Below are 13,508 nucleotides of genomic sequence, written 5' to 3'. Positions count from 1 at the left end.
GCCGACGCCTCCGCCCCACCCCGCCCCGTCGCGGGCGCGCTGCCTCGACCCGTACCGTAAGTTTCTCGCGACGTCGAAACGCGCGGCGCGGAGCCGGGCGCGGAAGGCCCGTCGTCCCTGTCATGCCGGTTCGCCATGGGTCCAGTGTACCCCTCATTCCAGGATTCCATGGTTCTTCGGCCCGGCAGCCTGCCTGGTTGCGTCTGAAATCACGCGCTTCCGTCAAAAGCCGTGATCCAGAAGCAACCTCCAAAGTCCTGCGCGGATAATGCGGGAGAAAAAAGACCCAGACGCGACAGGAGACGTCGATGGCTCTCGGAATTGGCTCCAAGCTCGATTCGGTCATGGCCCGCATCCGCCAGGCCGCGGAGCAGGCCCGCGCGGACATGGCGGCGGCCGCCCAGTCCGTGAAGGAGCCCCTGCCGGACGCTCCGGACGCCAAGGCGGTCAACCCCGCGGAAGGTCGCTACCTGGACTCCTTCGAGGAGGAGCGCGCCCAGAAGATGGGCATGCCGTCCCTGGCCGCCCCCCCGCCTCCAGGCACGGATCCGGCCGCCAGCGCCATCCCCACCAACGAAGCGACGCAGGCCCAGAAGGAGCAGGGCTGGAACGCGCCGCAGACGACCGTGGCGCAGACGAGCAAGAAGGGCTGCGCGGAGGCCACCCTCACCTATCTTGAGCAGTCCAGCGCCGAAGAGGCCGCCCCGCTGACGCAGCAGGAGGCCCGCGAGAAGGTCCGCAACAAGGCGGACACGATGACCACGTCCGTGAAGGACCGCGTGGACGTGAACCTGGATGACGGCGCGACCGCGGACGAGATGGGCGCCATGCTGGGCAGCATGGGCATCAAGGTCACCAACGGCTTCGACGAGTGCAACACGGACGCGCTGAGCGGCGCGCTGAAGAACGGGCAGATGGCCCTGGCGCTGGTGGACTCCAACGCCCTGCTCAACACGACGCTGGCGGAGGGCGAGAAGGGCCCGGACAGCGGCGAGCTGCACTGGCTCACCATCGACGGCGTGAACCCGGGCAAGAGCAAGAGCACGGACGACGACCTCTACCGCGTGCGCGACCCCGTCAACGGCGCCTACTGGGTGAAGGCCAGCGACCTGAAGAAGAGCATCTCCCAGGCGCAGGAGCAGCACGGCAGCGGCGGCGTGATGACGGTGCAGAAGGACGGCACCGCGAAGACGACCGAGCAGCGCGAGGCCCTGGCCCAAGCCAACCTGGAGCGCACCCAGCCCCTGGGCAAGGGCAACGGCGGAGCCAGCCGGCGCCTGAGCGTGGGCGAGTCCAGCTAGGACCCGCGCATCCCCGTGTCGTCCCAACGCCTTCCCCAGCCTCGCGCCGGGGAAGGCGTTTTCACGTTCGGAGGACTACAGAGGCTCGCCCACCACCAGCGTGACGGGCCCGATGCTCTGGACGATGCACGGGTTGCGCGTGCCCCCCTGGATGACGCTCTTCAGCCGCGCCTCCGGCCACTGCGCGGAGCCCAGCTCGTACAGCCACCGCGAGGAGCTCAGGTGCCGTCGATGAGGCGGTTCGCCAGGTCCGGGCTGAACTGTCCAGCGGGCGTGCCCGGGGCGATGCCGCACTGGCCATCCGAGTCCCCCGGCGTCTTCACCCACAGGAGCAGCTCCGCGCCGCCGCCCGTCTGCGACGTCACGCCCAGCTTGCGACCACCGGGGTTGCACCACTCGCCATTGGAGCCGTTGCCGTTGCGGCTGGTGTCGATGGTGTACTGCCGCGTGTAGCCGTAGCGGCTGTTCAGCGCGGCGTTCACCGCGTCGCCGTACGTGGTGGACTGAGCGGTCGGGTAGAAGTTGGAGACGTTGAGGGAGAAGCCGCGCACGTTGCGCACGCCCGCGGACTCCAGGCGCTGCGCCATGGTGTCGGCGGCGATCCAGCTCGCGTTGCCGCCGTCCAGGTACGTCCAGGTGTTGGGAGCGCGGTCGCGCAACTGCTCGGAGGCGTAGCGGATGAGGCCCAGCCGCGTGGTGCGCTCCGCGTCGTTGGGGAGGCAGTCGAGCTGCGCGACGGCGTCCGGCTCCACGATGACCACCGCAGGCCGGTTGCCGATGGCCGTCGCGAAGGCGGAGATCCAGGTGCGGTACGCGTCCGCGCTGCCCGCACCACCGCCGGAGTGGCTGCCGCAGTCACGGCCGGGGATGTTGTAGGCCACCAGCACGGGCAGCTTGTCCGCCGTGTCCGCCGCGGCCACGAAGTTGGACACATCCTGGGCGATGTTGCCGTTCCAGTTGCCGAACCAGCGAGCCATCGGCTTCGACGCGATGGACGCGTTGATGCGCGCCGCGCGGCCATCACCGCTGTTGTTGCGCGCCCACACCGCGGGGTTGGAGTTGGGGTCCACGTAGAAGCCGCTCGTCATCGCTACCGGGCCGGAGCCGGTACCGCTCTCGGTGGTGAGCGAGATGTCATCCAGCCGCACAGTGACGGCGTTGGCGCGGCCACCCAGCTGGAACGTCACCTGTCCCTGGCCGGACGAGAACGAGGACGTGAAGGGGAAGGAGAACCGGCGCGACGTGCCGTCCAACGTGAAGGTCCGCGTGAGCGTGGCCGTGTACGGTGCCACCTCCTGCTGCACGGTCGCTTGCGCGGTGATGGTGGCCGTGGCGGTGGCGGTGAACGCCAGCGTGTACGTCTTCCCGGCGGTGAGCGTCAGGCCGCTCTGTCCCACGATGGCGTCCCACGGGTTCGCCGTGTTCGCAGCCACGTCCACACGCCACTTGCCGCTCTCCACATACGACTGCGTGCTGGCGTTGTTCCACCACGGCGCCACCGAGCCGGAGTTGAAGGTGCCGTTGGTGAGCAGTTCGGTGAGCGCGGCCTCCTGAGCGGTGAGTGCCGGAGCCTCAGGAGCGACGGGCTCCGCGGGGCCACCACAGGCCGCGAGCGCGAACAGCGGAACGAACGACAGCGACAACCGACGCACGGAACGAGGGGCACGCATGAAGGGGAACTCCTCACCACGGGGGAGCTCCCTTCTTGCGGCGCGTCAGTCTGGAATACAAGACTAAACGGCTATTTCAGCTCTTGGCGGAATATTGCTGAAACATTCACGCCAGGGAGCCAACCACGGCGATGTGTCACGGCCCCTGCGGGCCGGGGCTGGAGTTGCCGCCGTCGGTGACGTAGCGCCACTGGCCGTCGGCCTGCCGGCGCCAGACGGTGAGGTACTTCACGTGGTCCACCTCCGGCTGGCCCTTCTCGTCCTTGCCCGTGGCGATGGCGCGGCCCACCGTGTACGCGAGGTCGCCGGAGCCCGCCGCGTCTCCCAGCACCGGCTCCCAGCGCAGGTCGATGGCCTCCAGCGTGAACGGCGCGTACGCCTTCGCGATGGCGTCATGGCCGAAGATGCCGGCGGCTCCGAGCGGCATCACCACGTCCTCCGCGGCGTAGGCGGCGAAGGCCTTGCCCATGCCCTCGGACGTGGACATGGCGGAGAACGCGCGGTCCGCGGCCTTCGCCTCCTCCAGCGCCTGCGCGGGCGCAAGCGCGCGCGGCTCCGGCGCCGGCAGCGTGGACGAAGGCGTGAAGCCCGCGGGCGCCGTCATCGCCGTCTTGGCGGCGTTGAGCACCGCCACCGCCACGCGCCACTGCCCGTCCGGCTGGCGCTTCCACGCGGTGATGTAGCGCGAGGACGGCCGCACCGACGTGCCTCCCGACTCCACGGACACGTTGCCCACCGAGTACCCCAGCGTCCCGTCCGCGCTGACGTCCCAGCGCACGGGCGCCCAGCGCACCTTGCCCTCCGCCTCCAGCGGATGCGCGGCCAGCCACGCGCGGATGGCCTCCTTGCCCTTCGGCGCGTACGTGCCGTCGACCAGCAGCACCGCGTCGTCCGCGACGAAGTCCGCGAACGCCTGCGCCGAACCGGCCTTCTCCGCCGAGTCCGACATGGCCTGGTCCGCCGCACGCAACCCCGCGCGCAGGTCCTCCAGCGACTGCCGCGCCGTCCCGACCTCCGCGCCCGGCCCGGAGGCCTTCGCCCCACCACACCCCAGGGTCCCCAACGCCGCGACGACGAGCGCGCCCGCGAACATCCGTTTCATGTGCTGGTTTCCTTTCGTGAAACACCGGGCCCGCGCGCCATGACCGGCACTCCGGGCTCCCGTCCGCGAGCCATACACGTAAACACGGGATTCCGCTCGCCTCGCGGCCCGGCGCGATCCAGGAGTGATGCGTTTCTACAATTAGAAGGGAATTTCTCCTCGCCGTGAAAGGAATCCCTCGAATGGATGGACGTAACGGAAGGACCGGCGGCGCCCGGCTGCTGCCGCTGACGGCGCTGCTGCTGGCCACCGGGTGTGAGCCGCGCACCGCGACGCCTCCGGCGCCGGAAGGCTCCACGGCGGAGATGAAGCTGGGAGCGGGCAGCCTCTCCGCCACCGTGCGCAGGACGGCGCACGGCATTCCCCACGTGCTGGCGGACGACTTCGCGGGCGTGGGCTACGGCTACGGCTACGCGTTCGCGCAGGACAACTTCTGTGCGCTGATGGACGCGCTGGTGACAGTGAACGCCGAGCGCTCGCGCTACTTCGGGCCGGACGGCACATACCTGGCCGCGCTGGGCAGCCAGTACAACAACCTGAAGAGCGACTTCTTCTACCAGGCCATCAACGACGACGGCACGGTGGAGGCGCTGCTGGCGAAGCCGCCGCCCCTGGGTCCGTCCCAGGACGCGCGCGAGCTGGTGCGCGGCTACACGGCGGGCCTCAACCGCTACCTGGCGGAGACCGGCGTGGACGGGCTGACGGATCCGCGCTGCAAGGGCGCGGCCTGGGTGCGCCCCATCACCGAGCGCGACCTGTACCGGCGCTACTACCAGCTCAGCCTCTTCGCCAGCTCGCTCTTCTTCCTGGACGCGCTGGTGGACGCGAAGCCCCCGTCCCTCCTGCCGGACGGCACGCTGCCCCTGCCGCTGCCCGCGCCCGCCACGCTGGACCGCAAGGTGTTCCCCAGCTCGGAGACGCTGGGCCTGGGCAGCAACGCCTTCGGCCTGGGCAGTCAGGCCACGCGCAACGGCAAGGGCATGCTGCTGGCCAACCCGCACTTCCCCTGGGAAGGCTCGGAGCGCTTCTACGAGGCCCACCTCACGGTGCCGGGCAAGCTCAACGTCTCCGGCGTGAGCCTCCTGGGCGTGCCCGCCATCCTCATCGGCCACAACGAGACGCTGGCCTGGAGCCACACCGTCTCCACCGCGTACCGCTTCACCCCCTTCGAGCTGAAGCTCATCCCGGGCTTCCCCACGAAGTACCTGTACGACGGCCAGATTCGCGACATGACCACCCGCACCGTCACGGTGCAGGCGAAGGCGGCGGACGGCTCGCTCACGCCGCGGCAGCACACGTTCTACCGTTCGCACCTGGGCCCAATGATGGAGTACCCGTCCGGCCTGATGACGTGGAACGGCCTCACCGGCTACGCGTTCCATGACGCCAACGCCTCCAACCTGCGCCTGCTGGACGCCTTCTTCGCCATGGACCGCGCGGCGAACGTGGAGGAACTGCACACGGCGCAGGCCACCTGGCAGGGCATCCCGTGGGTGAACACCATCGCCACGGACGCGCAGGGCCGCGCGTACTACGCGGACATGAGCGTGGTGCCGCACGTCACCGACGCGAAGCTCTTGCGCTGCGTGCTGTCCCCCATCCCGCTGCTGGTGCTCGCGAGCGCGGGGCTGCCGGTGCTGGACGGCTCGCGCTCCGACTGCGCGCTGGGCAGCGACGCGGACGCGGTGGAGCCGGGCATCTTCGGCCCGAGCAGCCTGCCGCGCCTCACCCGCGCCGACTACGTCACCAACTCCAATGACAGCTATTGGCTGCCCAACCCCGCCCAGCCGCTCACCGGCTTCCCGCGCATCCTGGGCGGTGAGAAGAACGTGCGCAGCCTGCGCACCCGCCTGGGCCTGAAGATGGTGCAGGGCCGCATCGCGGGCACGGACGGACTGGCGGGCCAGGGCTTCACGCTGGAGCAGCTCCAGACGGTGATGTTCAACAACCGCAACTACTCCGGCGAGCTGCTGCGCGACGCCGCGGTGTCGCTGTGCCGCCGCACGCCCTTCGTGCTGATGCCGGACCTCACCTTCCAGGACCTGCGCCCCGCCTGCCCCGTGCTGGCCGCGTGGGATTTGAAGGGCGACCTGGACAGCCGGGGCGAGCTGCTCTGGCGCGTGTTCCTCTTCACCGCGGTGGGCGCCACCGGCGGGCCGTACCTGGTGCCCTTCAACGCGAACGACCCCGTCAACACGCCGCGCACGCTCAACACCCTGAACCCGCAGGTGGCCCAGGCGCTGGGCACCGCCATCCGCACGCTGCGCGAGCGCGGCATCGCCCTGGACGCGACGACGGGCTCCGTGCAGGGCAAGCGCAAGAACGGCATCTTCTACCCGGTGCACGGCTGCGCCCACGACGAGGGCTGCTTCAACCAGATCGCCAACCAGCTCCTGCCGGACGGCACCTATGAGCCCGTCCTGGGCTCCAGCTTCGTCATGGCCGTGTCCTTCACGGACGCGGGCCCCGTGGCGAAGTCCGTGCTCACCTACTCCCAGTCCACCAACCCGGCCTCGCCCTGGTACGCGGACCAGACGGCGATGTTCTCCCAGAAGCAGTGGGTGGACCGTCGCTACACGGAGGCGGAGATCGCCGGCGACCCGGCGCTGACCGTCACGCACCTCCAGGAGTAGTCAAAGCCAGACGGCAGGACTTCTCGGCCCGGTGTCCCTCACGAAGAGGGGCGCCGGGCCGCTGTGTTTTCTTGGAGCGAGCGGGCGTCAGGCCTTCACGGGCGTGGCCTGGATGTCCAGCTCCACGTGGAGAATGCTCGCACCGGAAAGTAGCAATGGCATCACAAATCCGCCGTCCTCAATGCACCGTCAGACGCTCCGTGCTGCTCGAAAACGCGCCTGCTCAACGCACTTTCCGAGGTCTCAAGAATCCCGAAGTGTTGCACCTGGTAAGGATTGTCAGGCCAATCCCTGGAAGGCAGAATTCACTGCGGGTGAAACAAGGTTTCCCTTCAGGCGGCGCACTTCCGCGCCCCTTTCCGGGATTCCCACCCGAGGGGGCTCTGTGAAGATGCTTCGTTGGAGTGCGGCGGCGCTGGCGCTGTTCGTCGTGGGTTGCGGGAGTGTGGAGGAGGTGGCGCTGGAGCCGGAGGCGCTGGCGACGCAGGAGTCGGAGCTGCGGGTCTGTTCCACGGACCTCGACTGCGTGTCCGGCTGTGGCTGCGAAGGTGGCCAGTGCATCTCCGTCTTCGGTCCGCCGCCGCCCGCGGGCTATTGCGACCAGGCACCCGTGCGTGCCTGCACCACCGGGGCGGACTGCACCTCCGGCTGCAACTGCGTGAGCAACGTCTGCGTCAACGACGGCGGCTTCAGCCCGCCCGCCAACTGCCTGCTGGCGCCTCCGGATTCGTACGAGAGCGACAACACGCACACCACCGCGTCCTCGTATCTGGGCACGCCGCAGCTCAACCACTCCTTCCACCGCCAGAACGACGTGGACTGGGTGCTGGTGGCCACGCCCATCAACCAGGTGATGACGGTGGAGACCTACAACCTGCGCAACGGCCCGTGGATGCGCATCGACATCTACGCGTACAACTACGCCACCCGCACGCTGGGCACGCTCGTGGGCAGCACGTCGAGCACCGTCTGCTCGCAGATCACCCCGTCCTGTTTCGTCTACCGCGCGACGGCGAACGTCGTGGCGAATGGCGTCTACGCGGTGAAGCTCACCGACACGCGCAACCGGCCGTCTGGGTCCGACTACACGCCCACCGCGAAGTACGACCTGAAGATGTACTGAGCCCCAGCGCTTTCAGTCGCGGGGCGGCAGGTCTTCCGCCGTCCCGTCGATGACGCGCTTCGCGATGGTGAAGGAGAAGCCCGCGCGGGCGAGCGCCGCCAGGTCCTTCTTGCGGTTCTCCTCGCGCGTGCTCGGGTCGCGCCGGAAGGGGCCCAGCCGCTTCTTGCGTGCCCAGATGCGGGCGGCGGCGTCCTCGGGCACGTCCAGGGTGGCCTCCGCCAGCTTCTCCTGCACCAGCTCCGGCGCCACGCCCTTCATGCGCAGCTTCTGGGTGATGACGCGCGCGCTGCGGCCGGACGCGCGCAGCGAGTGCACGCGCGTCTCCGCGTAGGTCCGGTCGTTGACGAGGCCGTTGCGGATGAGCTTCTCCGCCAGCGCATTCACCCAGCCCACGGCCTCCGCGCGGTCGGTGCCGTGGAACTTCACGGAGCGGTCCACCCGGCGCATCAACACGCGCTTGAGCTGACTCACCGTGGCCGCGTACCGCTTGAGGTAATGCAGCGCCGCGTTCTCCAGATAGCGCTGCGACACCTTCCGGGGCGGCTTCGGCTTGCGAGGTTCCCGGCGGCGGTCCGGGTCCCTGTCGGTGGGATCATCCATGGCGGGACAGCTCTACCACCGGGGTCCGACTCGCGGGGGTGCGTCCGCCGCCCCTCCGGGTGGGCCGCCCGGGGCCTGGCTGCCCGGTGGCCCGCGGTGACGGGTCCCCGGCTTCGGGGCAGGGGCCAGGCGCTGCTCCCGCGCGTAATGCGTGGGTGGCAGTCCGACGTGGCGGGTGAAGGCCACGCTGAAGGTGCTCGCGGAGCTGTAGCCGACCTGCTCCGCGACCTCGGCGACGGTGACCTCCTGCTTGCGCCGCAGCAGGTCCTTCGCCAGGGCCATGCGCCAGCCGAGCAGGTACTCCATCGGGGCCACGCCCATCGCGCGGTTGAAGCGCTCGAAGAACGCGGAACGGGACAGCGCGGCCTCCTTCGCCAGCTGCGCCACGGTCCACGCCTGGGTCGGGCGCTCGTGCATCCGGCGGATCGCGACGGACAGGCGCTCGTCGGAGAGCCCGCGCAGGAGGCCCGGCGACGCCGCGATGCCCGCCGTGGAGCGGAGCGCTTCGATGAGCAGCACCTCCATGAGGCGGGCGAGGATGACCTCGCGCGCGGGCCGCCGCTCGCGCGACTCGTCCCTCAGCAGTTCCACGAGGGAGGTGAGCCGCTGCTCGCCGCGAACGTGCACGAACTGGGGCAGGAGCGAAACGAGCAGGCTGGCGTCCGGAGAGGCGAAGGCGCAGTACCCCACCATCATCCGGACATCGGGAGGGCCGTGGTGGACGCCGTTCCTGATTTCACCATCCGGCAGCACGATGCGGGGCGTCTCGTGCTTGCCCTTCGGCGGATCGATGCTCGACGTCGTGAAGTCGAACGCCGCGGGGATCAAGACGAAGTCCCCTTTCTCGAGGATGACCGGCTCGCGTCCGTCCACCGCGAGGCGGCTCCGCCCCATGAGGACCGCGCAATAGAAGGGCCTCCCGTTCTCCGCGCGCCGGACCCGCCACCGGCCCGCGCCGCTGACGAGCTTCGAGAACGGGGCGCCCGGCTGGAGCAGCGAGACCACTTCCGCGAGGGGATCGACCATGACCGGACTCCTGCGAATGAAATCTGGACTCCCTGTTGTAGCAGGTCCGGATTGCGCTCCCTATACCTGTCACCGGACCCGCACTGACAGGAACCGCCATGAAGACCCTATTGATCACCGGCTGCTCGTCTGGCTTTGGACTCGACACCGCCCGCTACTTCCTCGAGCGCGGCTGGAAGGTCATCGCCACGATGCGCAAGCCGCGCGAGGACGTGCTGCCCCGCTCGGAGCACCTGCGCGTGCTTCCGCTCGACGTCACCGACCCCCAAAGCATCCGCGAGCTGGTGGAGGCCGCGGGCCCCATCGACGTGCTGGTCAACAACGCGGGCGTCGGCCTGATGAGCGTCTTCGAGGGCACCTCCATGGAGACGGTCCGCAACACCTTCGAGACGAACACGTTCGGTGTCATGGCCCTGACCCAGGCGTTCCTGCCCCGATTCAGGCAGCAGAAATCGGGGGTCATCGTGAACGTCTCGTCGGGCACGACGTTCAAGCCGCTCCCACTGCTCGCCGTGTACACCGCGAGCAAGGCGGCGCTCAACGCGTTCACCGAGTCGCTCGCGCTGGAGCTCCAGCCCTTCAATGTGCGGGTGAGCCTGGTGATTCCGGGGCGGTCTCCGGAGACGCCCTTCTCCCAGAACGCCCAGGCCCGGATGCAGGACCAGGGCGTCTCCGTCCCCGAGGCGTACGCTGGCTTCGTGCGGAGCATCTTCGAGCAAAGAACGGCGCATGCCTCCGGACCGGTCACCCGGTCGCTCGACGTGGCGGAGGCCATCTGGCGCGCGGTGAACGACCCGTCGTCCCCCATCCGTCTGCCCGCCGGCGCGGACGCCGTGGAGATGGCCCGGTCGAACTGAGACCGGGGTTGTGCGTCAAGCGCACCGGCTCGTGAGATATCCGTGTCGATCCGCCGCACGGCCGTTCGTCGTGCGGATGGAGCCACACCTCACACCCAGGAGCCCCCATGCGCTTCATGCTCATCCCCCGCCCCTCCACCCTCGAGCCCACGCACACGGACGCGCCCTTCGACGAGGCCGTCTTCATCGCGCAGATGAAGTTCAACGAGGAGATGCACAAGGCCGGCGTGCTGGTCGCCTCCGAGGGCCTCAGCCCCTCCCCGGGCGCGCACGTCGTCTTCAAGGACGGCAAGTCCAGCGTGAAGGATGGCCCCTACGCGGAGACGAAGGAGCTCATCGGCGGCTTCTACGTGCTGGAGGTGAAGTCGAAGGAAGAGGCCATCGAATGGGCCCGCCGCTATCCAGGCGGCATGGGCAACGACGACGTGATGGAGGTCCGCCCCCTCACCGGCGCCGGAGACATCCCGCCGGAGCTGGTGACGCTCATCGAGAAGGTGGCCCCCACCTGGAGCCAGACCTTCAAGGAGTCCTGACCCATCCGTGACGTGGGCGGCTCCGGGACTAGAGTCCGCGCCATGACCTCCGCCACCCCGTCCCTGGCCACGTCCGCCCCGCCCGCGCGGACGTGGGTCCACCGTGCGCTGAGGCTCTTCGTTCCGGTGGTGGGGATCCTCGGGCTGTTGTCGCTGGTCACCTACTACCGGATGCACCCGGACCTTCCGTTCATCCGGTCAGACGGATACGGCTACCACCTCTACCTCACGGCCGCCTTCGTCCAGCACGACCTGTCCTTCCGCACCGAGGCCGCCGAGTGGGGCGCGGACCTGGACTACAACATGGGCCTCACGCGGGATGAGACCACCGGCCGCTACCTGAACCGATTCCCTCCGGGGCAAGCCCTGCTGATGCTGCCCGCCTTCCTGGGCGCGCACTTCAGCGCGCCGCTGCTGGGGTTCCGTCAGGACGGCTTCTCGCTGCCCTATCATTTCGCGGCGGCGCTCAACGGACTGTGCGCGCTGCTCATCGGGCTGACGTTGCTGCGCAGGGCCCTGGAAGCGCTCTTCCCCGCGGCGGTGGTGCTGGCGACCCTGACCGTCGTCACCTTCGGCACCAACCTGTTCCACTACGGCACCGCGGACGCCATCTTCAGTCACGTCTATTCCTTCGCCCTCTACTCCGCGCTGCTCCTCCTGGTGCCCGCGTGGTACCGGGCGCCCACGGTGCGAACGTCGCTGCTGCTGGGCGCGGTGGCGGGCTACATCGTGCTGGTGCGGCCCCCCAACGGGCTGGCGCTCGTGCTGGTGCCGCTGTACGGCGTCTATGACGGCCTGACGCAGCGGGAGCGGCTGGCGTTCCTCTGGAAGCACAAGGGCGGCGTCGCGCTGGCCCTGCTGGCGATGGGCGCGGTGCTGAGCATCCTGTTCGGATACTGGCACTACGCCACCGGCCGCTGGGTGATGTACTCCTACCGGGGCCAGGGCTTCGAGTTCACCCAACCCCAGTTCCTCGCCGTCCTCTTCAGCCTCCGCAAGGGGCTCTTCTTCTGGACGCCGGTGTGGCTCTTCGCGGTGGTGGGCTTCGCGCGGGACCGGGAGCACCTGCGCGACTACCTGTTGCCGGTGCTGCTCTTCTCCCTCTTCCAGGTCTACCTCACGGCCGCCTGGTGGCACTGGCCCTATGGCCTGAGCTTCGGCCACCGCGCCTTCACCGAGGGCAGCGCGTTCTTCGCGCTGGGCCTCGCGGGCTTCCTCGCGCGCCTGGAGCGCCCCGCGCTCCGCAAGGCCGTGGGCGCGGTGCTGGCATTACTCGTCGCGTACGAGCTCTTCCTGATGGTGCGCTACTGGCAGGGCCGGCTGCCGGGAGACCGGACCACGTGGGCCCAGTACCGGAGCCTCTTCACGCTCCCGTAGGAAGCCTCCCCGCCCGCCCTGCATGGGAGGAGGAGGCCCACCGGACCCTCCCCGTCCCACACACGTCTATACTGCGGCGCGCATGTCCACCCTGCCCGCCCCCGCCCTCGAAGCGTCCGCAGCCCCGGCGTCCGTGCGCTTCCAGGGGCTGTGGCTCTTCTCGCCCCGGGCGGACCTGAGCATCCTCGTGCTGCCCACGCTGCTGATGCTCGCCTCCGTGTGGCTCGCGAGCCTCACCGGCGAGGGCTCGCAGGGGTTCGCCCAGTCCATTGGCCGGTGGACGTCGCAGTACGTCTTCCTCAACGGCACGCACGTCATCCTCACCTTCCTGTTGGTGGGCACGCGGCGCGAATTGCTGCACACCACGCCCCACCAATCCCGGCTGCTCGTGGGCGGCGCTTCGGCGGTGTTCGCGCTCACCTTCGCGCTGCTCTGGTACGGGGACAGGTACGCGCCGCTGCTCGCGCTGCTGCTGGGCGCGGGCATCCACGTCCTCGCGGCGCACCACACGCTGTCGCAGGTGAAGGGGCTCTGGGCGCTGCACGGCCTCCGGGCCCGCGCCGCGGGCGCCCCGCCCCTGTCCGAGTCCGAGCGCACGCTCCAGCGCCAGTTCGTCCCCGTCGCGCTGACCTTGATGATGCTCCGCTCGCTGGCCCTGCCCGTCACCAGCGCCCTGGGCTCGCGGCCGATGATCAACATCGGCCAGGCGGAAGCAGGCTCGCTGCCGCACGGCCTCACCTGGGTGCTGCTCGCGGTCTGGGGCGTCTTCGCCGCGAAGCTGCTGCTCGCGCTGCGCGGGCCTCCGGGACAGAGCGGGCCCCGGCGCGTCTACGTCCTCGCTCACGTGGCGGTGGTGGCGGTGTACCTCGTGTGGCCGCTGTGGGGCGCCATCCTGAGCGCGGGCATCCACGGCCTGGAGTACTTCTTCCTCACCGGCCGCATGCTCCAGCCCACGCCAGGGGAGACCACGACCCGCCTGCGCGGCCCGCGCGTGTGGGCGGCGATGCTGGCCGTGATGGCCCCCATCATCCTGGTGGGCGTGGTCAACAGCCCCTTCGTCACCCTGGCGGACGGCGTCACGCAGGGCGCGGCGACGGCCTTCTTCCTGCGGCAGCAGCCCCTGTGGTCGCTGGGGGTCCTCGCCACCAACGCGGTGGTGCTGGCGCACTACTTCGCGGACGCGTTCCTCTACCGCTTCCGCATCCCCCGCGTGCGCGAGGTGACGCTCCCCCGCCTGGGCCTGGGCTGAAACCGGGGCCCGGCTGCTCGCCCTCCAGGCCCGCTCA

11 protein-coding genes are annotated in these 13,508 nt (G+C 69.7%); 7 read left to right on the top strand and 4 right to left on the bottom strand.

What is annotated here, in order from left to right; translation table 11 throughout:
• Nucleotides 1-308: 308 nt before the first annotated feature.
• Entirely contained in the window at nt 309-1,301 is a 993-nt protein-coding gene (locus D7X99_RS04885) for a hypothetical protein (protein ID WP_121776697.1), read from the top strand.
• Nucleotides 1,302-1,519: 218 nt separating this feature from the next.
• Here the strand turns inward: D7X99_RS04885 and D7X99_RS04880 are convergent, their stop codons facing one another.
• Both D7X99_RS04880 and D7X99_RS04875 read right to left on the bottom strand, forming a co-directional pair.
• Nucleotides 1,520-2,971 carry a glycoside hydrolase family 6 protein gene (locus D7X99_RS04880; RefSeq protein WP_121776696.1) on the bottom strand — a complete coding sequence of 484 codons (1,452 nt, stop codon included), beginning with the start codon at nt 2,969-2,971 and terminating at the stop codon, nt 1,520-1,522.
• 136 nt (nt 2,972-3,107) lie between these two features.
• Entirely contained in the window at nt 3,108-4,073 is a 966-nt protein-coding gene (locus D7X99_RS04875; RefSeq protein WP_121776695.1) for a DUF4440 domain-containing protein, read from the bottom strand.
• 182 nt (nt 4,074-4,255) lie between these two features.
• Here D7X99_RS04875 and D7X99_RS04870 point away from each other — a divergent pair, with 182 nt between their 5' ends.
• Nucleotides 4,256-6,706 (top strand): acylase, encoded by a 2,451-nt coding sequence (locus D7X99_RS04870; protein WP_121776694.1) that lies wholly within the window; start codon nt 4,256-4,258, stop codon nt 6,704-6,706.
• Nucleotides 6,707-7,097: 391 nt separating this feature from the next.
• On the top strand, nt 7,098-7,829 hold the full coding sequence (locus D7X99_RS04865) for a hypothetical protein (protein ID WP_147476028.1): 732 nt from the start codon (nt 7,098-7,100) through the stop codon (nt 7,827-7,829).
• A 12-nt stretch (nt 7,830-7,841) separates the two neighbouring features.
• On the opposite strand, the gene D7X99_RS04860 is transcribed toward D7X99_RS04865, so the two are convergent.
• Entirely contained in the window at nt 7,842-8,429 is a 588-nt protein-coding gene (locus D7X99_RS04860; protein ID WP_121776692.1) for a regulatory protein RecX, read from the bottom strand.
• A 12-nt stretch (nt 8,430-8,441) separates the two neighbouring features.
• Complete coding sequence (locus tag D7X99_RS04855) at nt 8,442-9,455, bottom strand: AraC family transcriptional regulator (protein ID WP_121776691.1); 1,014 nt, start codon at nt 9,453-9,455, stop codon at nt 8,442-8,444.
• 98 nt (nt 9,456-9,553) lie between these two features.
• Here D7X99_RS04855 and D7X99_RS04850 point away from each other — a divergent pair, with 98 nt between their 5' ends.
• From D7X99_RS04850 to D7X99_RS04835, 4 genes are all read left to right on the top strand, one after another.
• Nucleotides 9,554-10,312, top strand: coding sequence for an SDR family oxidoreductase (locus D7X99_RS04850; protein ID WP_121776690.1), 759 nt, complete (start codon nt 9,554-9,556; stop codon nt 10,310-10,312).
• A gap of 107 nt (nt 10,313-10,419) precedes the next feature.
• A complete protein-coding gene (locus D7X99_RS04845; protein WP_121776689.1) occupies nt 10,420-10,845 on the top strand; it encodes a YciI family protein in 426 nt (141 codons plus the stop codon).
• Between the two features lie 42 nt (nt 10,846-10,887).
• Nucleotides 10,888-12,222 carry a hypothetical protein gene (locus D7X99_RS04840; protein WP_121776688.1) on the top strand — a complete coding sequence of 445 codons (1,335 nt, stop codon included), beginning with the start codon at nt 10,888-10,890 and terminating at the stop codon, nt 12,220-12,222.
• 82 nt (nt 12,223-12,304) lie between these two features.
• On the top strand, nt 12,305-13,471 hold the full coding sequence (locus tag D7X99_RS04835) for a hypothetical protein (RefSeq protein ID WP_121776687.1): 1,167 nt from the start codon (nt 12,305-12,307) through the stop codon (nt 13,469-13,471).
• The last annotated feature ends 37 nt before the right edge of the window (nt 13,472-13,508 follow it).

This window comes from Corallococcus sp. AB032C, from assembly GCF_003668935.1.
Classification (GTDB): domain Bacteria; phylum Myxococcota; class Myxococcia; order Myxococcales; family Myxococcaceae; genus Corallococcus; species Corallococcus exiguus.
The sequence above is the reverse complement of the archived record's forward strand: the minus strand, read 5'-3'. Positions and strand labels throughout refer to the sequence as shown.

What these genes read in the sequence shown, in the direction of transcription:
- D7X99_RS04885 (WP_121776697.1), top strand. Translation starts at nt 309, where the DNA reads ATGGCTCTCGGAATTGGCTCCAAGCTCGATTCGGTCATGGCCCGCATC.
- D7X99_RS04880 (WP_121776696.1), bottom strand. Translation starts at nt 2,971, where the DNA reads ATGCGTGCCCCTCGTTCCGTGCGTCGGTTGTCGCTGTCGTTCGTTCCG.
- D7X99_RS04875 (WP_121776695.1), bottom strand. Translation starts at nt 4,073, where the DNA reads ATGAAACGGATGTTCGCGGGCGCGCTCGTCGTCGCGGCGTTGGGGACC.
- D7X99_RS04870 (WP_121776694.1), top strand. Translation starts at nt 4,256, where the DNA reads ATGGATGGACGTAACGGAAGGACCGGCGGCGCCCGGCTGCTGCCGCTG.
- D7X99_RS04865 (WP_147476028.1), top strand. Translation starts at nt 7,098, where the DNA reads ATGCTTCGTTGGAGTGCGGCGGCGCTGGCGCTGTTCGTCGTGGGTTGC.
- D7X99_RS04860 (WP_121776692.1), bottom strand. Translation starts at nt 8,429, where the DNA reads ATGGATGATCCCACCGACAGGGACCCGGACCGCCGCCGGGAACCTCGC.
- D7X99_RS04855 (WP_121776691.1), bottom strand. Translation starts at nt 9,455, where the DNA reads ATGGTCGATCCCCTCGCGGAAGTGGTCTCGCTGCTCCAGCCGGGCGCC.
- D7X99_RS04850 (WP_121776690.1), top strand. Translation starts at nt 9,554, where the DNA reads ATGAAGACCCTATTGATCACCGGCTGCTCGTCTGGCTTTGGACTCGAC.
- D7X99_RS04845 (WP_121776689.1), top strand. Translation starts at nt 10,420, where the DNA reads ATGCGCTTCATGCTCATCCCCCGCCCCTCCACCCTCGAGCCCACGCAC.
- D7X99_RS04840 (WP_121776688.1), top strand. Translation starts at nt 10,888, where the DNA reads ATGACCTCCGCCACCCCGTCCCTGGCCACGTCCGCCCCGCCCGCGCGG.
- D7X99_RS04835 (WP_121776687.1), top strand. Translation starts at nt 12,305, where the DNA reads ATGTCCACCCTGCCCGCCCCCGCCCTCGAAGCGTCCGCAGCCCCGGCG.